Annotated in this window: 22 protein-coding genes; 11 read left to right on the forward strand and 11 right to left on the reverse strand. The window is 42.9% G+C overall.

The features are described 5' to 3' along the window. The first annotated feature begins 341 nt into the window (after nucleotides 1-341). Nucleotides 342-698 (forward strand): hypothetical protein, encoded by a 357-nt coding sequence (locus tag FHS24_RS09875; RefSeq protein ID WP_183620989.1) that lies wholly within the window; start codon nucleotides 342-344, stop codon nucleotides 696-698. A 251-nt stretch (nucleotides 699-949) separates the two neighbouring features. Here the strand turns inward: FHS24_RS09875 and FHS24_RS09880 are convergent, their stop codons facing one another. From FHS24_RS09880 to rpmI, 5 genes are all read right to left on the reverse strand, one after another. Next, entirely contained in the window at nucleotides 950-1,249 is a 300-nt protein-coding gene (locus tag FHS24_RS09880; protein ID WP_079692789.1) for an integration host factor subunit alpha, read from the reverse strand. Between the two features lie 249 nt (nucleotides 1,250-1,498). Further along, the gene (gene pheT, locus FHS24_RS09885; RefSeq protein WP_183620990.1) at nucleotides 1,499-3,904 is read right to left on the reverse strand and encodes a phenylalanine--tRNA ligase subunit beta; all 2,406 of its coding nucleotides are present in this window, start codon (nucleotides 3,902-3,904) and stop codon (nucleotides 1,499-1,501) included. A gap of 80 nt (nucleotides 3,905-3,984) precedes the next feature. Continuing rightward, nucleotides 3,985-5,040 (reverse strand): phenylalanine--tRNA ligase subunit alpha, encoded by a 1,056-nt coding sequence (gene pheS, locus FHS24_RS09890; protein ID WP_183620991.1) that lies wholly within the window; start codon nucleotides 5,038-5,040, stop codon nucleotides 3,985-3,987. Nucleotides 5,041-5,396: 356 nt separating this feature from the next. Continuing rightward, entirely contained in the window at nucleotides 5,397-5,753 is a 357-nt protein-coding gene (rplT, locus tag FHS24_RS09895; RefSeq protein WP_011281252.1) for a 50S ribosomal protein L20, read from the reverse strand. Between the two features lie 158 nt (nucleotides 5,754-5,911). Continuing rightward, nucleotides 5,912-6,109: a 50S ribosomal protein L35 gene (gene rpmI / locus FHS24_RS09900; protein WP_011281253.1), complete on the reverse strand. Its 198-nt coding sequence runs from the start codon at nucleotides 6,107-6,109 to the stop codon at nucleotides 5,912-5,914. Between the two features lie 527 nt (nucleotides 6,110-6,636). On the opposite strand from rpmI, the gene hisIE reads away from it, so the two are divergent. From hisIE to FHS24_RS09930, 6 genes are all read left to right on the forward strand, one after another. Then, nucleotides 6,637-7,485 carry a bifunctional phosphoribosyl-AMP cyclohydrolase/phosphoribosyl-ATP diphosphatase HisIE gene (gene hisIE, locus FHS24_RS09905; protein WP_183621096.1) on the forward strand — a complete coding sequence of 283 codons (849 nt, stop codon included), beginning with the start codon at nucleotides 6,637-6,639 and terminating at the stop codon, nucleotides 7,483-7,485. Between the two features lie 189 nt (nucleotides 7,486-7,674). Beyond that, on the forward strand, nucleotides 7,675-7,917 hold the full coding sequence (gene tatA / locus FHS24_RS09910) for a Sec-independent protein translocase subunit TatA (protein ID WP_183620992.1): 243 nt from the start codon (nucleotides 7,675-7,677) through the stop codon (nucleotides 7,915-7,917). 35 nt (nucleotides 7,918-7,952) lie between these two features. Further along, entirely contained in the window at nucleotides 7,953-8,660 is a 708-nt protein-coding gene (gene tatB, locus FHS24_RS09915; RefSeq protein WP_183620993.1) for a Sec-independent protein translocase protein TatB, read from the forward strand. Next, nucleotides 8,660-9,526, forward strand: a complete 867-nt coding sequence (gene tatC, locus FHS24_RS09920; protein WP_183620994.1) for a twin-arginine translocase subunit TatC — start codon at nucleotides 8,660-8,662, stop codon at nucleotides 9,524-9,526. The genes tatB and tatC overlap by 1 nt, the downstream gene beginning before the upstream one ends. Before the next feature lie 296 nt (nucleotides 9,527-9,822). Continuing rightward, on the forward strand, nucleotides 9,823-11,322 hold the full coding sequence (locus FHS24_RS09925) for a UvrD-helicase domain-containing protein (RefSeq protein ID WP_183620995.1): 1,500 nt from the start codon (nucleotides 9,823-9,825) through the stop codon (nucleotides 11,320-11,322). Nucleotides 11,323-11,388: 66 nt separating this feature from the next. Beyond that, on the forward strand, nucleotides 11,389-12,435 hold the full coding sequence (locus tag FHS24_RS09930; RefSeq protein WP_183620996.1) for a tRNA dihydrouridine synthase: 1,047 nt from the start codon (nucleotides 11,389-11,391) through the stop codon (nucleotides 12,433-12,435). 89 nt (nucleotides 12,436-12,524) lie between these two features. On the opposite strand, the gene FHS24_RS09935 is transcribed toward FHS24_RS09930, so the two are convergent. Continuing rightward, nucleotides 12,525-12,950, reverse strand: coding sequence for an MAPEG family protein (locus tag FHS24_RS09935; RefSeq protein WP_183620997.1), 426 nt, complete (start codon nucleotides 12,948-12,950; stop codon nucleotides 12,525-12,527). Between the two features lie 14 nt (nucleotides 12,951-12,964). After that, entirely contained in the window at nucleotides 12,965-13,378 is a 414-nt protein-coding gene (locus FHS24_RS09940) for an OsmC family protein (protein WP_183620998.1), read from the reverse strand. A 531-nt stretch (nucleotides 13,379-13,909) separates the two neighbouring features. On the opposite strand from FHS24_RS09940, the gene FHS24_RS09945 reads away from it, so the two are divergent. Then, complete coding sequence (locus FHS24_RS09945; RefSeq protein WP_068403735.1) at nucleotides 13,910-14,431, forward strand: RNA pyrophosphohydrolase; 522 nt, start codon at nucleotides 13,910-13,912, stop codon at nucleotides 14,429-14,431. An 85-nt stretch (nucleotides 14,432-14,516) separates the two neighbouring features. On the opposite strand, the gene FHS24_RS09950 is transcribed toward FHS24_RS09945, so the two are convergent. The 3 genes from FHS24_RS09950 to FHS24_RS09960 all read right to left on the reverse strand — a co-directional run bounded on the left by FHS24_RS09950 (nucleotide 14,517) and on the right by FHS24_RS09960 (nucleotide 18,429). Next, nucleotides 14,517-15,611: an NAD(P)-dependent alcohol dehydrogenase gene (locus tag FHS24_RS09950; RefSeq protein ID WP_183620999.1), complete on the reverse strand. Its 1,095-nt coding sequence runs from the start codon at nucleotides 15,609-15,611 to the stop codon at nucleotides 14,517-14,519. Between the two features lie 214 nt (nucleotides 15,612-15,825). After that, nucleotides 15,826-16,638 (reverse strand): NRDE family protein, encoded by an 813-nt coding sequence (locus tag FHS24_RS09955; protein ID WP_183621000.1) that lies wholly within the window; start codon nucleotides 16,636-16,638, stop codon nucleotides 15,826-15,828. A 186-nt stretch (nucleotides 16,639-16,824) separates the two neighbouring features. Then, a complete protein-coding gene (locus tag FHS24_RS09960) occupies nucleotides 16,825-18,429 on the reverse strand; it encodes a DUF4139 domain-containing protein (RefSeq protein WP_183621001.1) in 1,605 nt (534 codons plus the stop codon). 212 nt (nucleotides 18,430-18,641) lie between these two features. Between FHS24_RS09960 and lgt the strand changes: the two genes are divergently transcribed. The 3 genes from lgt (at nucleotide 18,642) to FHS24_RS09975 (ending at nucleotide 21,098) form a co-directional block, all read left to right on the forward strand. Further along, nucleotides 18,642-19,526: a prolipoprotein diacylglyceryl transferase gene (lgt, locus tag FHS24_RS09965; protein ID WP_183621002.1), complete on the forward strand. Its 885-nt coding sequence runs from the start codon at nucleotides 18,642-18,644 to the stop codon at nucleotides 19,524-19,526. A gap of 86 nt (nucleotides 19,527-19,612) precedes the next feature. After that, nucleotides 19,613-20,485: a thymidylate synthase gene (locus FHS24_RS09970; RefSeq protein ID WP_183621003.1), complete on the forward strand. Its 873-nt coding sequence runs from the start codon at nucleotides 19,613-19,615 to the stop codon at nucleotides 20,483-20,485. A gap of 43 nt (nucleotides 20,486-20,528) precedes the next feature. Then, nucleotides 20,529-21,098: a dihydrofolate reductase gene (locus FHS24_RS09975; RefSeq protein WP_183621004.1), complete on the forward strand. Its 570-nt coding sequence runs from the start codon at nucleotides 20,529-20,531 to the stop codon at nucleotides 21,096-21,098. Nucleotides 21,099-21,585: 487 nt separating this feature from the next. Here the strand turns inward: FHS24_RS09975 and uvrC are convergent, their stop codons facing one another. Next, on the reverse strand, nucleotides 21,586-23,430 hold the full coding sequence (gene uvrC / locus FHS24_RS09980) for an excinuclease ABC subunit UvrC (protein ID WP_183621005.1): 1,845 nt from the start codon (nucleotides 23,428-23,430) through the stop codon (nucleotides 21,586-21,588). Nucleotides 23,431-23,472 lie beyond the last annotated feature (42 nt).

Consider the following 23,472-nt stretch of genomic DNA (forward strand, 5'->3'; position numbering starts at 1 on the left):
TGTGCAACCTTTATTGAATTTAATAAAAATAAGTCACACGATTTCAACAGATAACAAACATCAAAATAGCTCCTAACCTCTTAAAATGGCTCCGTTTTATCGATTATACGTATATAAATATGGGTTGTTGTATTAATAGTTATAATAAATGTCAAATGTAAAATTAATTTTACATTTTTTATTGTTACTTAATTGTACAAGCTCTTTCCATGCGGAAAGAAATCATATAGAATGCGTGGAAGCTGAGTAGCTGCGATTAATACTAGTTGAATTCTGAGACATCTCGGACATTCAACCTTTTTTGCTGCTACTGATCATTTCATTTTCCCGGAGAAAACCTTATGAACTTAAAATTACTTGCTCTAGCTGGTATCATGACTGCAACTATGGGCTTAACTGCTTGTGATAGCAATAAAGAAAACGCTGCTGAAGATTTATCTGACGCGCAAGAAGAAGTAACTGACGCGCAAGAAGAGCTAAACGAAGCTGCTGCTGAAGGCGAAGTTGTTCCTGCTGACGCTGTTGAAGCTGTTGACGCTGCTGAAGCTGACATCGCTGATGCACAAGCTGCTACTGCTACTGACGAAATCGATGCTGAAGTACCTGTAGACGGTACTACTACTAGCGTTGACGTAGCTAGCGAAACTCCTGCAGTAGACGCAGCTGACGAAGTTGTAGTTGAGCAACCAGCTCAGTAATTTTTATTTTTCATAATAAAAATACTGTAGTAAAAAAAAGAGAGCTTACGCTCTCTTTTTTTATGTCTGTTATTTAGGATTTTATCAGCTTTTAAAAATCTAAGTAGAAAATGCGCTAGGCTATGCTGCTAAAATAACCAGATAGCATTGACTATCCTATCTTTTAAATCATTTGCTTTATAAATCTAAAAAGCCAATAGAATGACTTTCATCATCGCTATTGGCTCAACAGAGTAACTTATTACCAAGTCTTACTCATCAAATAAACGTTCATCAACCTGCTGACGAAATTTTTGACCAGTTTTAAAGGTAACCACACGGCGCGCAGACACCGCAACAGGCTCGCCTGTCTTTGGGTTACGACCGGGACGGCTGTTTTTATCTTTCAGCTCGAAGTTGCCAAAGCCTGAAAGCTTGACCTCTTTGCCATCAATCAAACTCTCTGACAATTCATCGAAAAAGTTCTCCACCAAACAGCGGCCTTCTTGGCGTGTCAGGTTAAGATGACTCATCAAATGCTCAATCATGTCAGATTTGGTTAAGGTGCTCACAGTACGACTCCTATGCTATGTCGTGATGTCGAATATCATGGTTTAGCGGTATGAGGATTAATGTTAGCTATTATAAAGGTTTTTTGCCGTCATTTTAATAAAGTCTGCAATAAAATCCTTTATTAATAACCACTTAACTTAATTTATGCCTAAAAATTTCTATCAGGTAATCTTTTTTATCAATAGCAAAGCGCCATAGCCTCGCTTATGAGGAGGCTATGGAAGATTTTATATTTTTAGGATTAGATATTAGCTGTCACGCAACTGAGCAGCGTGCTTTTCGGTTAGGGCTTGCACTACCTTATCGGTCGCTATTTTTACTGCTTCATCAGATAGTGTCTGTGTTCTGTCTTGCCATATCAGCGCAAAAGCCAATGAGCGTTGACCAGTTGGCACTTTATCACCTTGATACACATCAAATAGCCACATATCAGTCAATAGTTCACCAGCTGCCGTGCGTATCGTCGTCTCTAACGTCTGTAAGCTGATATCGCTATCGACTAAGATGGCAATATCACGGCGTACCTGCGGGAATTTGCTTGGAGTGGTGATGGCATGCTGTTCACGTACAAGGGTTAATAATGGTGCCAGTGATAACTGAGCCACCCATGTAGCTGGCAGATCTAACTGCTTGGCTGTATTAGGATGCAATTGACCCAACCAACCGACATACTGATCATCGATATAGAGCTTAGCACTTTGACCCGGATGTAAGAAAGCTAGCTCACTACGCTCATAGCGGATACGCGCACTATCTACTTGCGCAGGTAATAACTGCTCAATATCATGCTTAAGATCATAAAAGTCTAAGGCACGGTTTTGATACGCTTGCTCATCCCAAACATCGCCGACTGCTACTAACGCAATACTTGGCGTTTGTACCAACTCGCTAATACTTTGACCGACAAAGCTAAGACCAGTCTCAAAGAAACGGACACGTGGCTGCTGACGATTTAAGTTATATTGTACACAAGGCAATAAGCTTGACAGCAAAGTACGGCGCATCACCGCTAAGTCACTAGAGATAGGATTTGCCAGTGCCAACACTTCTCCGAGCGCTTTATCATCGAGCAAGGCTTCTAACTTTGCATCACTAAAGCTAAAGCTAATCGCTTCCATATAGCCATTATCGACTAGCGCTAGCTTCATCTCATGCGTCAAATCCGCCGTATCGTCATAATCCATGCTGACTTGCAAATGCGGCAAGACGCTTGGAATATTGTCATAGCCATAAATACGCGCAATCTCTTCGATGAGGTCTTCTTTGATACTCATATCAAAGCGATATGATGGTGGCGTGCAAATCAGGCTATCCGCTTGCTGCTCTACTTCAAACCCTAATTGGGTCAAAATACGCACCATCACTGCTGGCGCAATCTCAATACCGATAACATCACGGACTTTAGTAATTGGCAAGGTAATAGGCGAACGAGCTGGTAGCTGCTCGCTACTTTCAACTTTTACGATTTGTCCCGCTTGGCTACCTGTGACGCTGGTAATCAAATCAACAGCACGCGCTAATGCTAGCTCTGGCAATTCAAAATCGACTCCACGCTCAAAACGTTGTGAGGCATCAGTATGCAGACCAAAACGGCGCGCGCGCGCAGCAATAGCTAATTGGCTAAAGAAGGCGCTCTCTAAAACGATATTGGTCGTGCTATCAGTCACACTACTACGTTGACCGCCCATGATACCAGCAAGTGCAAGCGCGCCTTTATCATCAGCAATGACCAATTCATCACCGGTTAAGGTAATGGTTTGCTCATTGAGTAAGGTAATGGTTTCTTCAGGCTGTGCCAAACGTACAACGATATCACCAACAATGGTATCAGCATCAAACGCATGTAATGGTTGACCCAATTCCATCAAGACGTAGTTAGTCACATCAACCAAAAAGTTGTGCGAACGTAGTCCTGACTGCACTAGTGCATCTTGCATCCATTTTGGTGTATCGATGCTACGATCAATATTGCTAATTGACTGTAAGAGATAGCGTGGGCACGCCTCGACTGCACTAACGGTGACAGCAGGGGTTGCGCCATTATCTGTCACCGCTACATCAGTAGGAATCTCTGGCTGCTGCATCGGCAAGTCGTTAATAACTGAAATCTCACGCGCAATACCGCGTACGCTAAAACAGTCTCCGCGATTTGGAGTGATAGATATATCTAAGATTTGATTGTCTAAGCCTAAGTATTCACGGATATCCATGCCAATCGGCGCATCAGCTGGTAGCTCAAGCAGACCATCGATATCGTCAACCAAATCAATCTCTGACGCACCGCAAAGCATACCGTTAGAGTCGACACCGCGTAGATTGCCGTTTTTAATTTTAAAACCTTTACCGTCATCAGAAGGTAAAACGGCACCGACGGTCGCAACCGGCGCTTTCATACCAACAGTCACATTGGGCGCACCGCAAACAATTTGTAGCGGCTCAACTGCACCAATATTGACCTGCGTAACGTGCAGTTTATCTGCATCTGGATGCTGCTCGACGCTTATAACTTCACCGACGACCACACCACTAAAGGTACGGGCAACCGCAAAGCGATCATCAATCTCTAGCCCTGCCATAGTGAGTTGTTCAGCCAATTGCTCACTGGTATTGTTGGGGTTTACCCATTGACGTAGCCACTGTTCGCTAATTTTCATAAGTATCTCGGATCAGAATTTTATAATAAATATTTTAGAATAAAGGGTGACGTATTACCTGTCATATTAACAATGAAAATCTAGCCAAACTGTTTTAAGAAGCGTACGTCGTTTTGGAAAAACAGGCGCAAATCATCGATACCATAGTACAGCATCGCAAAACGCTCAATACCCATACCAAAAGCAAAGCCCGTATATCTTTCGGCATCGATACCGCAGTTGGTCAGCACTTGTGGATGTACCATACCGCAGCCCATAACCTCAAGCCATTTACCATTGTCATCTAAGATGTCGACTTCGGCAGAAGGCTCGGTGAATGGGAAAAATGACGGACGGAAACGAACAGTCAATTCTTTGGCAAAGAACGCTTCTAAAAACTCACTAATCAAGCCTTTTAGCTCAGCAAAGGTGCTCGACTCAGTAACCATAAGCCCTTCTAACTGATGGAACATTGGTGAGTGGGTTTGGTCAGAATCGTTGCGATACACGCGACCGGGGCAAATAATACGAATCGGTGGTTCGTTCTTTTCCATAGTGCGAATTTGCACTGGGCTGGTATGCGTACGTAATAGATAGTGCGCATCAAAATAGAATGTATCGTGCATCGCACGCGCAGGATGGTGTGAAGGAATATTAAGCGCTTCAAAATTATAATAGTCGCTCTCAACTTCTGGGCCAGTTGCGACATTAAAACCCGCTTGTATGAAATATTGCTGCATACGCTGGGTAATCATAGTCACTGGATGCAGATGACCTTTTTGACCACCACGAGCTGGTAAAGTGATATCAATACTCTCACTTGCAAGCTTAGCATTTAATGCCGCTACTTCTAGCTGTTGCTGCTGCGCCGTTAACGTGTCTTGAATACGGCTGCGCACTTGATGTAACCAGCCGCCGTAGGTTTTTTTATCGTCGCTGCTCAGTTTGCCCATCTGCTTTGACCAGCCAGTTAAGGGACTCTTTTTACCCGTCAGCTGCACACGCAAATCTTGTAGTAAACGTACATCATTGACTTGTAGGATTAAGGCTTCAGCAGCATTGGCAAACTCGGTTAACTTGACTTCATTAAGCTCGCTTAGCTCTGTGGACAAGGTCGGTAGCGCCGACAAATCGGTGGTAGCAGCAGAGGTAGTCATAAGACGCATTCTTCCTGATTTAAACGGACTATTAATTATAGTGATTTGTAATTGTAGGGATTTGACCAAATATTGCAAACCATTTACCTATTCATTTTAATGTAAGGGCACGTTATATGAATGGCTTGAATATTTAGACAATGAGAAGCGCAACTTTAGAAAAAATGCTGCATCTTAACAGTAATAAAACTGGCAATAAAATAATTTAATATAAAAAAAGCCACCGACCAGCGGTAGCTTTTATTAATATCGTACTATTAATCAATATTATCCCTATCCATATAGATAACCACTTAGAAAAAAATTACTTATAAATAAGCACTTAACAAGCAGCATACCTACAGAATGGCTAATATTTATGCTAGTTCCGCTTTTGCTTTTTCAACCAATGCTGTGAAAGTCGCTGCATCATGCATAGCAATGTCAGCAAGTACGCGACGATCGATTGCAATGTTAGCTTTTTTCATGCCATTGATAAAGCGGCTATAGCTTAAGCCGTTTAAGCGTGCACCAGCATTGATACGTGCAATCCAAAGACGACGGAAAGTACGTTTTTTGTTGCGACGGTCACGATAAGCATATTGACCAGCTTTGGTCACTGCTTGTACCGCTACGCGGTAAACACGTGAACGGGCACCGTAGTAGCCTTTTGCGCGTTTTAGGATTTTTTTGTGACGACGATTCGCCTGTACACCACGTTTTACACGGGCCATAAATTACTCCAAGATTTCTTTAATTACTGTTAAACGAGTCACGATGTCATTAAATAGTTGAATAACAGACATCGTTATCAGATTGCAAAGTCAGGTATTTTTAATTCAGTAGCTATTAATTAAACAGCGCTTAATTAAAGATAAATGACGATAGCCTATTAGATGTATGGGCACATACGACGAACTGCTGCTTCGTCAGACTTGTCCACCATCTTCAGACCGCGCAACTGGCGAATACGCTTAGCTGATTTCTTGGTCAAGATATGGCTTTTGAATGCTTGCTTACGCTTAAAGCCGTTAGCTGTTTTTTTGAAGCGTTTAGCTGCACCGCTTCTGGTTTTCATCTTAACTTTCATGATGATTTGCCTCTTTGTCTTTGATAGAACCTGGTCGTCAAATAGTCAATAACGAAATAGTAGCTGTAAAAACAGGCACTAAACCTCTATTTGCCTCGAGGTGGGAGGCGCTATTTTAACAGATCGTGCGCAGTTTTGCCAAGGAAAGTTTTGGCCTCCTTTATCGTATGTTGTTCTTTCTAATCACAAATACTATGGCGCTTATTTTAAACAGCTAAACCTTGGTAATTCGCCATTTAAAACACAAGCTTTAAAATGAAAACTAAGCTATATAGACTTAATAAAACTAAGGTTAGCTGAGTCTAATTTACAATTATTATTTTATCAAAATTCCGCTCAAATATAATTGTGCTTTATTTACTGCTTTAACATATTGAATGTCAGCCTAAGCTGTGTTTAAGTAGAGAGTGGACACTGATAAAGTGCTTTCATAAACGATAGATAGACTAAATGGCGCTTAATGAGCTTCCTTTTATTAAAACCTACTTTTTATTAATATTTACTTTCTACTTATAAGACGATAGATGATGACTTTACCTGCTTGGCTAGCTGCCGTAAATTTTAATGCTGATGGTTTGATTCCTGCAATTGCACAAGATTATGTTTCAGGACGTATTTTGATGATGGCGTGGATGAACGCTGAATCCCTACAATTAACCGCGCAAACGCAGACGGCGGTATATTTTTCGCGTTCACGTGGCAAGTTATGGCATAAGGGCGAATCCTCAGGACATACCCAGCGCGTGCATGATATTCGTCTAGATTGCGACGCTGATGTGATTGTCCTTAGCGTCACTCAAGCCGGTGGTATTGCTTGTCATACTGGCCGCGAGTCTTGTTTTTATCAGCGTTTGGATTTGTCAGGGCAAACACCTGAATGGCAAACGGTCGATAAAGTATTAAAAGATCCTGCAGAGATTTATCATACAAATGCTGGTGCAAAAGCCACGCCTGAAATTATTGAAGCACCGTCTCAAAATATAGACCATTCACACACCCATCAAAATAACAGCCTTGCGACCACTCATTCTATTTTGCAGCAGCTTGATAATGTATTGGCAGAGCGTAAGCATGCAGATGCTGATAGCTCGTATGTGGCAAGCTTATACGCTAAAGGTCTCAACAAAATATTAGAAAAAGTTGGCGAAGAAAGTACAGAGAGCATTATCGCTGCTAAAGACTTTGCCAATTGCAATGAAAGCACTGATAAAACCCAATATGACGAAGCGCGTCGTGAACTGATTTATGAAGTCGCTGATGTGTGGTTTCATACCTTAGTAGGTTTGGCTTGGTTCGATATCGAATCAGATGCGGTATTAAATGAGCTAGGTCGACGCTTTGGTCTCTCAGGTATTGATGAAAAAGCCGCGCGATAACTTTTTATAAGATGAGCCATTACCCTGTTTGATTATTGTTGCTTTCACCTTTTTGTCATAACAGCAGGTTATAATAGTGTGACGTGTTACTTCGCATAAGCTGTCGATAGTTTTTGTGTACGACAGCAATATTCTATACACTCAACATATTCCTATAAAGACTGAAAACAAAGACATAAGGATAGCATTATGGGCAGTTTTTCCATTACGCATTGGCTGATTTTATTGGTGGTGGTGGTTGTCGTATTTGGCACCTCCAAACTAAGAAATGCCGGTAAAGATTTGGGCGGTGCGGTCAAAGGTTTTAAAGAAGCCGTCAAAGACGAAAATACTGAACATGCCAAAAAGCAGGTGGTGCTCGACCATGATGGCACTGCACACCCTGAAGAGCGCCCAACAACCACTAAGGTTGATGACAAGCATAATGTATAGTATTTAGACAGTGACAACTGTGACATTGGAACATTATGTTTGATATCGGGTTTTCTGAATTATTGCTTTTCGGCGTTATTGCCTTAATCGTCTTGGGGCCAGAAAAACTGCCCCAAGCGGCGCGTACCGCTGGGCAATGGTATGCCAAAATTCGCCGTGCGGTTTCTACCTTGCAATCTGAAATCGAAGCGGAACTTGACTTGGCTGAAACACGCCAACTGATGCAAAAAGAGCTGGCCAAAATTCGCCAAACTGAAGCAGAAATGCGTCGTGAGATGGCAGAGATGCGCGGCAGTATGCAAGAGTTTGAATCCTCGCAAAACCAGCATCTAAAAGCAGCGCATCAGCCTACAACCAATAAAGTGGATAACATAAACAATAAGAACGATGGTGAAAAAGGCGATAATTCGTCCGCGGCGCCAAAAGAGTTTGATTATGCCTATGACAGTGATGGGTCAGATAAAAAGTTAATAGAGTCTGAACTTTCAGATAGTCAAGGTAATGATGATAGCGACACTCAACACATCACTACACAAACAACTCAAAGCAACATTCAAAATATCAGCACCAAACCATGGGAAAATATGTGGTTCCGTCTGGGCGCTTATGATAAAGCAAGGCGTCTGCCGCAAGCGCCCTATTTACCCAATTATAAAGCCGATATTTTATTAAACAGCCCTGCCATCCATTTGGACAGCCCTTTACCCAAACAGGCTTCTGTTAATAAGCAGGAGAATAATTAGTGGGCTTATTTAAACGTAAAAAAAGCCGCCAAGAAAAAGTAGTGGATACAGAGAGCAAGTCTGCACCAGAGATGCTTGATAATGAGGATTCTGGTGATATCCTAAGTTCACTTGGCGATATGCCGATTACCGAGCATTTGATTGAGCTACGTCGGCATCTGATTAAAATATGCGTCGCGGTATTAGTGATATTTTTAGCCTTGGTCGGATTTTCACGCGAGCTTTATGATTTTTTATCCGACCCATTAGTCGCCCAGTTGCCCGCCAACTCAACAATGATTGCGACCGATATTACGTCTAACTTTATGGCACCGATACGCTTGACTATATTTGTCGCAGCCTTTTTTGCCATGCCGTATATCTTGTATCAAATCTGGTCGTTTGTCGCTCCCGGTTTATACAAAAAAGAGAAAAAAATCGCCATTCCTGTATTAATGTCCTCTATATTTCTATTTTATGCGGGCGTGGCTTTTTCTTATTTCATTGTACTTAAAGGCGTTCTAAAGTTCTTTATCATGTTTGCGCCGCAGAACGTCTTACCAATGACAGATATCGACAGTTATTTAAGTTTTGCCCTCAAGCTCTTTATGGTATTTGGACTGACATTTGAGATTCCGGTGGTTACTTTACTATTGATATTGGCGGGTGTCGTCTCCATTCAGGGCTTAGAAGATAAACGCCGTTATATTATCGTCGGCTGCTTTGCCGTTGCGGCGGTCGTTACACCGCCAGATGGGGTGTCGATGTTGATGCTCGCGATTCCGATGTGGCTTCTATTTGAGCTAGGGTTGTTCTTAGCAAAAATCTTAATCAAAGAAGAGCGCAGCCTTGATTTGGCAAACGATATAGGATTAGAGAAAGAATAACTCTACTTATCAGACACTTATTGTAAAAACAGCCAATGTGCTAATCTGTTAATCTGTTAATCTGTTAATCTGTTAATCTGTTAATCTGTTAATCTGTTAATCTGTTAATCTGTTAATCTGTTAATATAACCTGCTTATTTCTACCTTTATTCTCTATTAGAATTTTTATTTTGTCCTGTGCGCTTGCAAGTATTTTGTAATTAGCGCCATTGTGACCAGTCAGCCATTGTCTATGCAGTGGCTTTTTTTACCCCCGTGATTTTTGTCCCCACTCTAGTTTTTTAGGTAGCTTTACTATGTCCGCATCTATGCCAGCTTATATGAGCGATCCCACCGATGAGCAGCTGAACGCGCTAAATATGGCGATGGATCATAAGTCATTTAAAGTGGTCGCTTATGCAGGTGCAGGGAAAACGACGACGCTCAAATTAATCGGTGAGCGTCTACGTGGTCGCGGCTTATATTTAGCCTTTAATAAAGCAATTGCCAACGATGCGCGGCAGAAATTCCCCGGTCACGTCGATTGCCGGACATTTCACTCACTCGCTTATCGTCACGTACCGCGTGATATCACCGCCAAATTATCGTTACCAAGATTTTCACCCAAACGTCTGGGTGACGATTTGGGCTTGCAACCCGTACAAGTCCGTCGACAAATGGATGGGATTAATAAATATATTACCCTCACGCCAGCCCGCTTGTCGCGGTTGGTCAGTGATGCAGTGAGCAATTTTTGTAGTACGCACGCCAGTTATCCTGCGCCACGGCATATTGAATTTCCAAGTTGGCTTGATGATTCTGATGCCGAGCAGTTGCGTGAAATGCTTTACCCTGCCGTTGAGCAGCGCTGGTTACAGTCAATTGATGCGCGCCATCCTGCTGGTATCGGGCATGATATTTATCTTAAATTATGGGCATTATCGAAGCCAAGTATTCCCGCAGATTTTATCTTATTTGATGAAGCGCAAGATGCCGATCCCTTGATGATGGGTATTCTGACCCAGCAACCACGGCAAGTTATTTATGTGGGTGACGCCCATCAGCAGATTTATGAATGGCGCGGGGCGGTCAATGCGATGAAAAAACTGCCATTGCCGCAAACCTTGTTGACCCAGTCATTTCGTTTTGGCGAACCGATTGCTGAGATTGCCAATACCTTGCTCAAAGCATTACAAGAAGATGTACCGTTAAAAGGCAATCCTAATAAGCAGTCTTCTACTGATAAGGGCATGGTTCATAGTAAAAAAGACGCCATTCTTTGCCGTACCAATGCTGCTGCTATGTCGCAATTGCTAACGGGCTTAAAACTCGGTCATAGAGTTGCTCTGCAAGCGGATACCGATCGTATGCTTAAATTCTGTCAGGCAGCCGAAAACTTAAAAAATGGCAAATCGGCGTATGGTGTGCCCGAACTGGCGTATTTTTATAATTGGGGTGATGTACAAGAATATTCTGAAACCAATGAAGGCAGTGACCTTAAAACCTTGGTTAAATTGGTCGACGATCATGGGACTAATGTGCTCAGCCAAGCTGTGAATAGTTTATCTAGTATTGAAAACGCTGATTACGTTATCTCGACCGCACATAAAGCCAAAGGGCTTGAATGGGGTAAAGTACAGCTCGATGATGACTTTTATTATGATGTGACGACCAATGCGGTCAAAATCAGCCCAGAAGAGCTGCGTCTACTCTACGTCGCTTGTACGCGCGCGCAAAGCAATTTGGACATTCATAATATTAAGGATTTGATATCAGGATTACAAACAGGTAAAAAGGTGGTTTTTGGTAATTCTTAGTTTTCTTTTTCATCTCACACTTCATAGTCTTTGCCGACCTCAATTTATAATAATGACTTACCAATCATGAATAACGCTTCATCTTTATCTCAAGCTCTACAAGAGCGCCAAAACACCATCCAGCGATTGTTTGCCAATCCCGTTCGCTTGCTTGCACCTATGGAAGGTTTGACCGATCCATTAATGCGGCAAATCCTAACCCAAATTGCAACAGATTTAGGCCGCCCTTATGATTGGTCGGTCAGTGAGTTTATTCGCGTGACTCAGCATGTATTGCCAGCACACGTTTTTTATAAATACGTGCCAGAACTACATCATGATGCCAAAACCGCATCCGGCACACCGATTCATATTCAGCTTCTTGGTAGCGAAGCGCAATTAATGGCAGAAAACGCAGCCTACGCTTGTGAGCTTGGTGCGCCGGCGATTGATATCAACTTTGGTTGTCCGGCAAAAACGGTCAACAGCCATCGTGGTGGTTCAGTATTATTAGATGAGCCTGAAGTGATGTATGAGATTATCAGCGCCGTACGCCAAGCGGTTCCTGCTCATATTCCCATATCAGCGAAGATTCGCTTGGGTTATACCGATACCAGTCGCATGGATGATATCAAAGCTGCAATTGCTGCGAGTGGCGCCGATTGGCTAACCATTCACGCACGTACCAAGACTCAAGGCTATAAGCCGCCAGCTTATTGGGATAAAATTCAGAATTTTAATACCTTAGACATTCCAGTGATTGCCAATGGCGAGATTTGGAATAGTGAGCAGGCGCAAAACTGTATTGTGCAATCAGGTACGACGCATCTGATGCTAGGACGTGGTGCAGTTACCCGACCTGATTTAGTTGCCCAGCTTAATACTGACAGTAGTCAAAACCAAAAGAACCTAGAAAATACGGCGACATTATTGTGGCAGGATTTAATCATACATCAGATTAAATTTTTAGAGGGTGCGGCGAAAAGCGATGTGGTTTTAGTCGGTCGTTATAAGCAGTGGCTAGCGATGCTGACCAAAGGCTATAACGAGGCGAAAATAGTATGGGACGATATCAAACGAGAAAAAAATAAAGCAGTGATTATTAAGGCGCTACAAGCAAGCGTTGCCTCATAAATCACTACCTTATTGATGACATACTCTATTGCTAAAAGAGCGCATTTTAAAATAGTGCGTTCTACAATAGCGCTCTTAGGCTAATCGGCTTACATACTGACCCGAATCGCTAAATAAAATAACATCAATGAGCAAGCCATCGATAGCGTCCAAAGAATAGAGCGAAAGGTAGCTAAATTGGTGATATAGGCCACGCAAAACCCAATACGAATCAGCACATAAAGCCAAGCGATGGTATTAATAATTAATTGCGGTACAAAAAACAGCATCGCAACCAACACTGCCGCCAAAAATATGGGCAAGGTCTCATAGCTGTTTTGCTGGGCGGCATTAGCCCGCGCGGCAGCTCCTGTTGTCCCTTGTAAAAAATCACGCGGATGGGCATTGTCAGCTAAATTAAAGCCGCCAATTGCTTTTGCCGTTAGCGCCATCGCCAGTGGCAGCAAACTTGCCACCACCATTGCCCAAATACCTGACGCTGCGCTATCGGGAATCAACCCAAAGAATAGACTCATTAGTATAATCTTCCCTATCCTGCTATGACTTCAAAATCGTGAGTCACATTGACGCCGCCCTGTACTAGCATGCGACTTGCTGAGCAGTATTTTTCTGCAGACAGTTTGATTGCCTTTTCCACTTGGCTTTCTTTGACATCTTGTCCTGTCACCACGAAATGCATATGAATGTCAGTATAAACGGCTGGCACGGTTTCGGCGCGCTGCGCGGTCAGCTCACAGCGTACGTCTGTCAATTCTTGGCGCGACTTTTGTAAAATTGCTACCACATCATAGCTTGCACAGCCACCAAGCCCTAATAAAATCAGCTCCATGGGGCTGGCGCCTTTTTCTTTATCGGCATCGATTTGGACGTTATGTCCTGATGGTGACACACCCATAAAGGCTTTATTTTCTTGCCACGTAACGCTTGCTTTTGACTCTGACATCTTAAATATTCCTTGTTTTAATTGGTACGATTTTGAATGCGCATGCTTCTTTATTCACATGGTTTTTAATTTGAATAGTAACGGTTTCTTGTTTTTTGAAGAACTATGTCTTTTGGAAAAATAATGTCTTTTGCTAGTGTAGCATAAGCGAAAACGAGATTTATAAAGCCATCTCCTTGTTTGAGTTTTATAAACCGCTATAACGTCTATCTTTTAAAAATACCATTTACACTGAATCTGATTGTTAAGTATTTATCACGATAATATTATTCAAACTTATTACCCTTATAAAATCCATCATAAGAAAACTTACAAAAGTTTGCTTATAAATTACTGATTTTAAAGTATTAATCTTGTGAAACATTTTATAGCAAAATACTGTTACACATTTGGGTTGTTTCTTGGTTTAATAACGGTAATGAATCTTATTTTGCCATGGTATCGATAACAGTCACCCTATAATAATTATGATTGCTGTCACTGTACCTTGTTGAAATAAGCTATTTTTAAACAATTTAAAAGGGTTTAGTCATGATAGATGCAGACGGCTTTCGCGCCAATGTCGGCATCATCTTGGCAAATACACAAGGGCAAGTTCTGTGGGCAAAACGTATTGGTCACAACGCTTGGCAGTTCCCTCAAGGCGGCATCGACCGCGGGGAGACGCCGATGGATGCGATGTATCGCGAGCTCTGGGAGGAGGTCGGCTTACATCCGCGTCATGTGGATCTACTGGCGGTCACGCAAGATTGGTTGCGCTACCGCCTGCCGAAACGCTATGTGCGTCATGGGCAGTATCCTTTGTGTATTGGGCAAAAACAAAAATGGTTTTTGCTGCGCTTAGATGAGCCGAATACTCAACATATCCGCTTTGATGAGGGTAAACCAGAATTTGACCATTGGCAATGGGTCAGCTACTGGTATCCACTCGGACAAGTGATTCATTTTAAACGTGGGGTATATCGTCGCGCCTTGCAAGAATTGGTGCGCGAACTACCGCTTAAACAAGAACTGATTATTCCAGAACAAAACAACCATTTGTTGGTGGAGTAAATAGTTAGACTTATTGTTTTAGTAGTAAATACGAAAAAGCCTGTATCGAGTGATACAGGCTTTTTCGTATTTATAATTGCTAAAATTATGGTTTGATAGCAACTTTTAAGACCCCATCACGCTGATGCATAAATAAATCATATGCTTCTACAATATCGTCTAGCGCATAAGTATGAGTCACCATCTCTGATAGATCTACACGACCTGACTCAATGACATTCAGCAAACGACGCATGCGTTCCTTACCACCTGGACAAAGTGCCGTACGAATCGTATGATCGCCAAGGCCAGCAGCGAAATTCGCTATTGGAATGACTAAATCCTCAGAATAAACGCCGAGGCTTGAAAAAGTTCCACCCGGTTTTAATATCTTTATGCATTGATTAAAGGTAGCTTGCAAACCTAACGCCTCGATACTGCTATCGACGCCACGCCCACCAGTGATTTTCATGATTTCATCGACCACATCAACTTCTGTAAAATTAAGTGTAATGTCCGCTCCTAATTTCTTCGCCATCTCTAGACGCTGATTGTTACCATCAACAGCGATAATTAGTGACGCACCTTTGAGCCTTGCCCCAGCAGTAGCACATAAGCCAATAGGCCCCTGTGCAAAGATAGCGACGACATCACCGATCTGAATATTAGCGTTTTCTGCCCCCTTGAAGCCTGTTGACATAATGTCAGGACACATCAGCACTTGCTCATCCGTCAGTCCATCTGGCACTGGACATAGATTGGCCTGTGCATCAGGCACTAGCACATACTCTGCTTGCGTACCATCAATATGATTACCAAAGCGCCAACCGCCAGTAGCCTTATAACCATGACAAGAGCATTTGCCATCGGCATCAAGATAGCCTCCATCTTGTGAGGGGAAGCCATCTTGGCTAGCATAAGAGGTAAAGGTTGGACAAATCGCGCCAGCGATGACTCGTTGACCTTCTTTATAGCCCATTACGGCACTACCTAACTTTTCAATAATACCTACTGGTTCATGCCCAATCGTCAACCCTTTTGCAACAGGATACTCACCTTTAAAAATATGAATATCGGTACCGCAAATCGTGGTGGTGGTAATTTTTAATAAAGCATCGTTCGGGCCGACATCAGGAATTTTCTTTTCAACAATTTCAATTTTACCTGGCTCAACGAATATTAATGATTTCATCATAGTCATATCGTACTCCTTGTTAAACTGACCTCTGATTAGAGGATAGTAGGCATTATTAATGGCGCTTAAATGACCTATATATCCAGTGTATGCCATCAGAGTCACTATTAACAGATAAATCCCTATCTATATTAGGGATTTATAGTTGCCTCTGTAATGAGTCTTAAATAATGAATAGAACAGCTTAGCCATAAGTCAGAGTAAAATGACAATAGATAAATTACTGATATTCTCGACTCTGTAGTTGAGCACGGAAGATAGGTTCGGCATGGATAGGACTTGGAGATTGATTTAAAGTCAGAATACTTTGCGTGCGAGTCCCATAAGTTGGTACATTTTTTTCTGTATCACCAAAAGCAATAGGCTTGATATAAACAGAAGATAGCGTCTGCTCAATCTCAACAGCCATACCAGTATCGGGTAGTTTATCTGCTGGCGCTGGAGTGTTGTCTGACAACACATTAAAAGCAGCATCTCGCCAGTACTCAAGCGAGTTATCTTCTGCAATTAGCGGCAGTACTTCTTGACGTAGCCGACTCCTCAAGCGTTCGGTCTTAAACCAGCTATCTTCTGGCTGACCGTTAGAGAGTACATGCAAGCCTGCATATAATGGTGTTGGGGCATGACCACGATTATTGACGATTAATGCTTGCTTGGCATCGCCGATAATAAGATTAAAGCCAGCATAGCCTTGCAAATCGATTTGTCGAGCGAAAGCCATCGGTGATAAATCACTGCTCAGAAACTCAGCTACTAACTCGCCACGAGAGCGCTCATCATTACTTGCTTGCACCCCATCACGAAAATTCAATACGGCTGCCCAACGTCCGTTTTGCTCATAAAAATCGCCATATGGCTCTTGATGAATGCCGAGCCACGTGCCGCCACTTTGCTTATCACGCCCTGCATAAATAGGCTTATCCGCCCACTGGTGTAGCGGCGCTGTCGGACGCTGCAAAAACTCATCACGGTTAGATAATAAAACCAAAGGCAGTTCATCAAATAACTGCCAAGCAATGGCGACAATACACATAGTTTTCCTTTTATATGATTGGTATTCTTTTCAATACAAAATAGAGTCGTTCAAAATAGCATTCTACTAGGATAAATTTTACTCGCTTGCTGTGCGCTTCGCACTCTAAAGGCTTCACAAAATCTATCCTAGCAGCACTGCATTATTCGTTTTAAGTTAAATGGATTGCATAGTTTTGCTTTAACATTAATTGGTGCTTAACTTTTTATCCGCAGGGTAGCTAATTTGATACGTCGATTGCACGACTTTTGATTGCTTACTTGGCAAATCAAACTCCCAAGCGACCATGCCTTTATTGTCATTCCAGTCTTTTTGGCTAATAGCCGGCGTGTGCGCCGCAGTAACCTTAATGCTGTCATCACTGCTAACTGGCTCAGCGCTCAACACTTGCAAGCGCACGCTACGATTGTGCTGATTGGTAAATTGATAAGCCTGAGTGATGGTTTTGGTTTGTTGACGGTTAAATACGCCTTTATCGCCCTGTTTATTCTCATCGGTCAATTGCTTCACCAGCAAACTTGGGTCAATACCAAAACCTATGCCCTGCTCTTTCAGGTTTTGATAATTATAGCGCGACTGTCCAACATAGTTATCATCACGATACAGTTGCAATGAGCCATCCGCCCAAGCTGGTGTCAAAAATGGCGCAGACGCATACCAATAAGCAGCGGTCTCGGCACTTGGCGTGCTACGTAGCCAAAGCTTACTGGTGCCAGATTGCTCATCAATGACCGTGCGTACGCGCCTGCCATCACTTGGAATACTCACACGCTGCGGCAGTCTATATTCGGTGATGCCATTTTTATTTTGACTGCTGACGCTAAAGCTCGGTAGCGGTGGCATATCATCTGCACCGCCGCCATAATTGTCTCTTTCAGACACGACCACTGGCGCCGCTTCCATCATTGGTTGTGCATAACGGCTTAACTTAGCCTGCTCTTCCTCATATAACGATAAGCGCTCCACTCTTGGCAGCTGACTGGTCGTCGTTTGATTGGGATTAACGGTACTTAAGATAACCGGCACATTGTTCCAATTTTCGCCTGTTTGTTGGGCGATGACAGCAGAGGCGGTAATATTAAGCTGTTTATTATCGGTATTTAAGCGAGCTTGATAGGTTGGCTCCCAACTAGCACCGCGCACCTGATAGTGCAGTTTAACGGTACTTGGCGTACGACTGGCGGTACGTACACTGACTTGGGTCACACTATTCTGTTTTGAGGTAGTACTGCCCGCCAGAAGCTGATTCAGCGCATCTTTCGCTTGCGCCTCTCGCTGCTGTAGCTCGACAATTCTTTTATTAATACTGGCCGCTTGCGTCTCTAAATCGCGTGCATTATTGGCAAGGGTGGCAGTCGTATTGATTTGCGTGACCTTGGTTAAATTTTGCAAATAAGCTTTGGTTAAACGTGCCGCTTCTAATTCAGCGCTGATATCGGTGAGATTTTTTTTTTGGCTCTGTACTTTGGCGTCACCTTGATATTGGACATATTGACATTGTGCCGCTTGTTCAGCGCTTAAGGTTTCGATACTGACTTCGCCAACATTGACATTGCCCAATGCTTGAACGCTGATACTATCTGGTTCGATGGTTGGCGATAAGCAAGAAAAAACCAGTGTCTGCTCGCCGCTACCGCTAATTGGCAAAGTACGCGTTACACTGGCTAAGCCTTGGTAAATAGTGATGTTCTCAATATTGCTCATCGCCGCTTGGGCATTTATAGGAACCCACAGCGTTAAGCCTGAAGCTACTACACCTAGCACGGATAATGTCGATAAATATGGCTGCATAAGGGTTCCTTAGGAAGTGAAGCGCTTTTTTTCATCTTATCGGTTTTTGCAAGGCTTTGCTATTTATTCAACAATGCAACCATCAATTCATTTATCGAGTTATCTGTACATACACTCAACCATTTATTTGTCGATAAACTTATCATAGTATTCCCAAGGGATGAATTTTGCTATTATGAGCTACATTCCATTATCAATAATATGATGCTCTTATGATGATTCACCCTCAGTATGATCCCGTAGCGCTATCTTTGGGACCAGTAGAAGTGCACTGGTATGGCTTAATGTATCTGTTGGCCTTTGCCGCCGCTTATGGCCTTGCTTGGTATCGCAGCACCAAACGCGACAATTGGACCACCGATATGGTCTCTGATTTGGTCTTTTATGGGGCGCTTGGTGTCATTTTAGGCGGTCGCATTGGTTATGTACTGTTTTATCAGTTCGGCGAGCTTTTGCAAAACCCTGCGTATCTGTTGCGAGTTTGGGAAGGCGGTATGTCTTTTCACGGTGGCTTTATCGGCGTCATGCTGGGCATGTGGTTCTTTGCGCGTAAATATAAAAAGACCACTTTTCAAGTGTTCGATTTTATCGTGCCTTGCGTGCCGACTGGCTTATTATTTGGTCGTATCGGTAACTATATCAATGGTGAGCTATGGGGACGTGTCTCAGACGGTGGCTACAACTGGCTGACTTATTTCCCGCAAGCCGCTGCCTTTGATATGGAGCAATTACAGACCAATCCTGAGCTACAAGAGTTAATGCTTGAGGTAAATGGACAGTATTTATTGCCGCGTCACCCCTCACAGCTATACGAAGCCTTTGCCGAAGGTCTGCTGCTATTTATCTTTTTATGGTGGTATTCATCAAAACCGCGCCCACGTATGGCAGCATCTGCGGTGTTCTTATTAGGCTACGGTATCAGCCGCTTTATCATCGAGTTCTTCCGTCAGCCAGATGCCGACCAAGGATTCATCTTGTTAGGCTGGATGACCAAAGGGCAACTCTTAAGCGCACCGATGATTATCGCCGGCTTAATCATGCTGATCTATGCTTATAAGCGCGGTATTTATGATTGGGGTAAGCAGTCAGCTTATTAATACTTACTTAGCATTAATGTCTTTATTAACAGCTATATAAAGAATTATATTAAAGATACGTTCTAACAGCGTAAAAGAGCAATTTTATGAGCAGTTATTATCACAACAGTAAAAATGAGCAAGCCTATTTAGATTTGTTACAACACGTCCTTACTCATGGCAGCGAAAAAGGCGATCGTACTGGCACCGGTACACTGAGCCACTTTGGTGCGCAGCTACGTTTTGACTTGGCAGATGGGTTTCCCCTATTAACCACTAAAAAAGTCCATTTTAAATCTATCGTCTATGAACTATTTTGGTTTTTAAGTGGTAGCACCCACGTTGATTATTTACAAGAAAATGGTGTGCGCATCTGGAACGAGTGGTCGACTGCTGAGCAAACGGCGCGCTTTAACCGTCCTGCTGGTGATTTAGGGCCAGTTTATGGTCATCAATGGCGCAATTATGGTGCTACTAAAGATGAAAACGGTATCTACAATAACGATGGTATCGATCAAATTACCCAAGTCATTGAGCAAATAAAGAATAATCCCAATTCACGACGCTTAATCGTTTCTGGTTGGAATCCTGGTGAAGCGGAACAAGTTGCCTTGCCTCCTTGTCATACTTTATTTCAATTTTTCGTTGCAGATAATAAGCTGTCATGCCAGCTCTATCAACGCTCAGCGGATTTATTCCTAGGCGTGCCTTTTAATATTGCCAGCTACGCTTTGCTTACTCATATGGTGGCGCAAGTATGTGGATTAGAGGTTGGTGAATTTATCTGGACAGGCGGTGATTGTCATATTTACCAAAACCATCGCGAGCAAGTTGAGCTGCAATTGACGCGTGAGCTTTATACGCTGCCAACCTTGACCCTTAACCCTGATGTAACAGATATTTTTGCCTTTAACTATAACGATATCAGCGTCGATGGTTATGAGTCGCATCCTGCCATTAAGGCCAAGGTTGCAGTCTAAATTTTATCGCTTGAATATTAAAAGACAATAAAAAGGATACCTTATGAGTTATGCCAATACCGAAGTTGCCCAGATTGCGGCTATCAGTAGCAATCGCTGTATCGGCAAAGGAAACGAGCTACCGTGGTATATCTCAGCTGACTTGCAGCATTTTAAAAGCATGACGACCAAGCAAAATGATAGCGCGATACAAGGTATCGTCATCATGGGTCGTAAGACTTTTGAGTCGATGGGTAGCAAACCACTGCCAAAACGTATCAGCTTTATCATCACCAGCCAATTAGACTATGCTGAGCAAAGTGGCTTAGTTGATAGTGTAAAAGCTTATGTGATGCATAATTTAGACGATGCGCTGACGCAAGCGGCTAGCCTTGCCCATGGTGCTCATCTTGACACCATTTGGGTCATCGGTGGCGAGCGCGTGTTTAAAGAAGCGATGATGTATACCGACCGTGTCGAGCTGACGCATGTCGATACTGACATTATGGATGGCGATGCGTTTTATCCAGAGCTGCCAAATGAGTTTGTAGTCGCGGAAGAATCCCAGCAGATGCACGATGAAAAAAGTGGCTTAGATTTTAAGTTTGTGACTTATAGAAGAAAAGAAGACTAATGTCATTTGATATGACATTTCATGAACTATCAATAAAGAGGAGAAAGCAAATATGGAAAATTAAAAAAGCCCAGCAAAATTAATTGCTGAGCTTAAAAACTTTTACATTAGACAGCTATGGAGACTAACTCCAGTGTTAGCTTACTAATAAAGTTTATTCACCTTGGACGGTTTATATATTTTATAGTAAATGCCATTAATAGCAAATGCTAATATTTGTCTACGTCTCCATAGTTGTGAAATTAAAATCATAATTATGGAGGTCATAATGACCATTCAATGCGGTTATCCTAAAGCTGTGCATGTTCGTTGGTATTTGTGCTATCGATTTAATCGTTGGGAGCGCGTTTGCGAGCACTGTCGCAGCTACCCAAACCAACAGTTAACTTTTGATTTCTAATGATTAGAAAGTCTTAACTGTTCAATATTATTAATTTTAGAATGACAACAGTCTTAGGGCTGTTGTCATTTTTTTATGAAAATCCACTTATTCATGCAGCACTTTATAAACGGTTTTCGCTAATATCGGACCAATCCCCTGCACGCCAGCCAGTTCTTGCTGTGACGCCCCAAGCAATTGCTGCATGCCACCAAAGTGATTGAGCAAGTCACGACGACGCTTTTCACCCAGCCCTGGAATCACTTCTAGCACTGATGACGAACGGCGCTTATCACGCTTCTTACGGTGCGCGGTGATTGCAAAACGATGTGCCTCATCGCGAATATGCATTAATAAATGCAGCGCCTTACTATCCATAGGCAAATCAAGCGGCTCATGGTCAAGGAAATGCAATACTTCAAGTCCTGCTTTGCGCCCCTCGCCTTTGGCTACGCCGATAAGCAAGGTATCGCCTAAAATGCCCAATTCTACTAGCACCTCTTTTGCCATACTGAGCTGACCTTTACCACCATCAATCAGCAATAAATCAGGCAATGGCTGCTTTTTATAACGCCGTGTCAGCACTTGCTTCATCGCCGCATAGTCATCACCACCGACAATATCATGAATCGCATATTGGCGATAATCACGGCGACGCGAACCACCTTGGTCAAACACCACACAGCTACCAATGGTCGCCTCACCCATGGTATGCGAGATATCAAAACACTCGATACGGTCGATGGTTCGATCAGTAACCTCTGCTAGCACCTCTTTAAGCGCGCCAAAGCGGGCATGCAATTCTAAATAGTCACCAAGTTTGGTTTTTAGTGCATTATTGGTATTAAGTTTTGCCAAATCTAACCACTCAGCGCGGTGCTCACGGACATTGGTTTTAATGACGACTTTGCTACCAAAATGCGTGGCCAGCGCTTCACTCACCGCTATCTGATCGGGTAGCTCATGACTGAGTATAATCTCTGCTGGCAAGTCATCGGTCACCTGAAAATAAAATGAGGTAATAAAGGCGGACAAGTTATCAGCAAGCGGCTCACTGCTATCAACATCAGGGAAATAATTCTTACCGCCGAGCACGCGCCCGCCACGCACCGTCAATACATTGACACAGGTCATGCCTGCTTGGCTGGCAATAGCTATTACATCTGCCTCACCTTGTACGGTATAAACGGCTTGCTTTGCTTGTACTTCACGCAGCATAGACAGCTGATCACGATAAAAGACCGCCTTTTCAAAATCTAACACTTCAGCCGCGCCTTCCATTTTTTCAATCAGCGTACTATGGATATCGCTAGAATCGCCTTTTAGGAAACGAATGGTATTATTGACGTCCTCGCTATATTCTTCTGGCGACACCAAACCAACACAGGGCGCACGGCAACGCTTAATCTGATACTCAAGGCATGGGCGCTTACGCTGTTTAAAAAAGGTATTGGTACATTGGCGCATTTGAAACATTTTTTGCATGAGCACCAGCGTCTCTTTTGCCGCATGCGCAGAAGGGAAAGGACCAAAAAACCGTCCTTTTTGGTGATTGCCCTTACCGCGCCCATAAGCCAATCTTGGATAAGGCTTATCTGCTGAGATAAACACATAAAGGTAGGATTTATCATCACGCAGTAGCACGTTATAAGGCGGACGATGTTCTTTAATCAGATTTTGCTCGAGTAGCAGCGCTTCAGTTTCACTACGGGTAATAATGGTTTCGATGTTATGAATCCGCGCGACTAACGCTCGCGTCTTTGGATGGTCAATGGTTTTCGCAAAGTAACTATTGACGCGACTTTTAAGCGATTTGGCTTTACCGACATAAAGAATATCGCCATTTTTACCCAGCATTTTATACACCCCTGGCAAATTTGGCAGGCGCTGAATCAAATGCTTAAGACGGGCTTTTTTATCGTCGACGGGAATCGATGCTGAGACATTAACCATAGAATTTACTGCTCTCAAGATACTGATATATAGCTATTTATG

This window comes from Psychrobacter luti (assembly GCF_014192115.1).
In the GTDB taxonomy this organism is placed as follows: Bacteria; Pseudomonadota; Gammaproteobacteria; order Pseudomonadales; family Moraxellaceae; genus Psychrobacter; species Psychrobacter luti.

Bases quoted from the DNA above. Each gene is read 5' to 3' on its own strand.
- FHS24_RS09875 (WP_183620989.1), top strand. From the start codon at position 342: ATGAACTTAAAATTACTTGCTCTAGCTGGTATCATGACTGCAACTATG.
- pheT (WP_183620990.1), bottom strand. From the start codon at position 3,904: ATGAAAATTAGCGAACAGTGGCTACGTCAATGGGTAAACCCCAACAAT.
- pheS (WP_183620991.1), bottom strand. From the start codon at position 5,040: ATGACTACCTCTGCTGCTACCACCGATTTGTCGGCGCTACCGACCTTG.
- rplT (WP_011281252.1), bottom strand. From the start codon at position 5,753: ATGGCCCGTGTAAAACGTGGTGTACAGGCGAATCGTCGTCACAAAAAA.
- rpmI (WP_011281253.1), bottom strand. From the start codon at position 6,109: ATGAAAGTTAAGATGAAAACCAGAAGCGGTGCAGCTAAACGCTTCAAA.
- hisIE (WP_183621096.1), top strand. From the start codon at position 6,637: ATGACTTTACCTGCTTGGCTAGCTGCCGTAAATTTTAATGCTGATGGT.
- tatA (WP_183620992.1), top strand. From the start codon at position 7,675: ATGGGCAGTTTTTCCATTACGCATTGGCTGATTTTATTGGTGGTGGTG.
- tatB (WP_183620993.1), top strand. From the start codon at position 7,953: ATGTTTGATATCGGGTTTTCTGAATTATTGCTTTTCGGCGTTATTGCC.
- FHS24_RS09925 (WP_183620995.1), top strand. From the start codon at position 9,823: ATGTCCGCATCTATGCCAGCTTATATGAGCGATCCCACCGATGAGCAG.
- FHS24_RS09930 (WP_183620996.1), top strand. From the start codon at position 11,389: ATGAATAACGCTTCATCTTTATCTCAAGCTCTACAAGAGCGCCAAAAC.
- FHS24_RS09935 (WP_183620997.1), bottom strand. From the start codon at position 12,950: ATGAGTCTATTCTTTGGGTTGATTCCCGATAGCGCAGCGTCAGGTATT.
- FHS24_RS09940 (WP_183620998.1), bottom strand. From the start codon at position 13,378: ATGTCAGAGTCAAAAGCAAGCGTTACGTGGCAAGAAAATAAAGCCTTT.
- FHS24_RS09945 (WP_068403735.1), top strand. From the start codon at position 13,910: ATGATAGATGCAGACGGCTTTCGCGCCAATGTCGGCATCATCTTGGCA.
- FHS24_RS09950 (WP_183620999.1), bottom strand. From the start codon at position 15,611: ATGACTATGATGAAATCATTAATATTCGTTGAGCCAGGTAAAATTGAA.
- FHS24_RS09955 (WP_183621000.1), bottom strand. From the start codon at position 16,638: ATGTGTATTGTCGCCATTGCTTGGCAGTTATTTGATGAACTGCCTTTG.
- FHS24_RS09960 (WP_183621001.1), bottom strand. From the start codon at position 18,429: ATGCAGCCATATTTATCGACATTATCCGTGCTAGGTGTAGTAGCTTCA.
- lgt (WP_183621002.1), top strand. From the start codon at position 18,642: ATGATGATTCACCCTCAGTATGATCCCGTAGCGCTATCTTTGGGACCA.
- FHS24_RS09970 (WP_183621003.1), top strand. From the start codon at position 19,613: ATGAGCAGTTATTATCACAACAGTAAAAATGAGCAAGCCTATTTAGAT.
- FHS24_RS09975 (WP_183621004.1), top strand. From the start codon at position 20,529: ATGAGTTATGCCAATACCGAAGTTGCCCAGATTGCGGCTATCAGTAGC.
- uvrC (WP_183621005.1), bottom strand. From the start codon at position 23,430: ATGGTTAATGTCTCAGCATCGATTCCCGTCGACGATAAAAAAGCCCGT.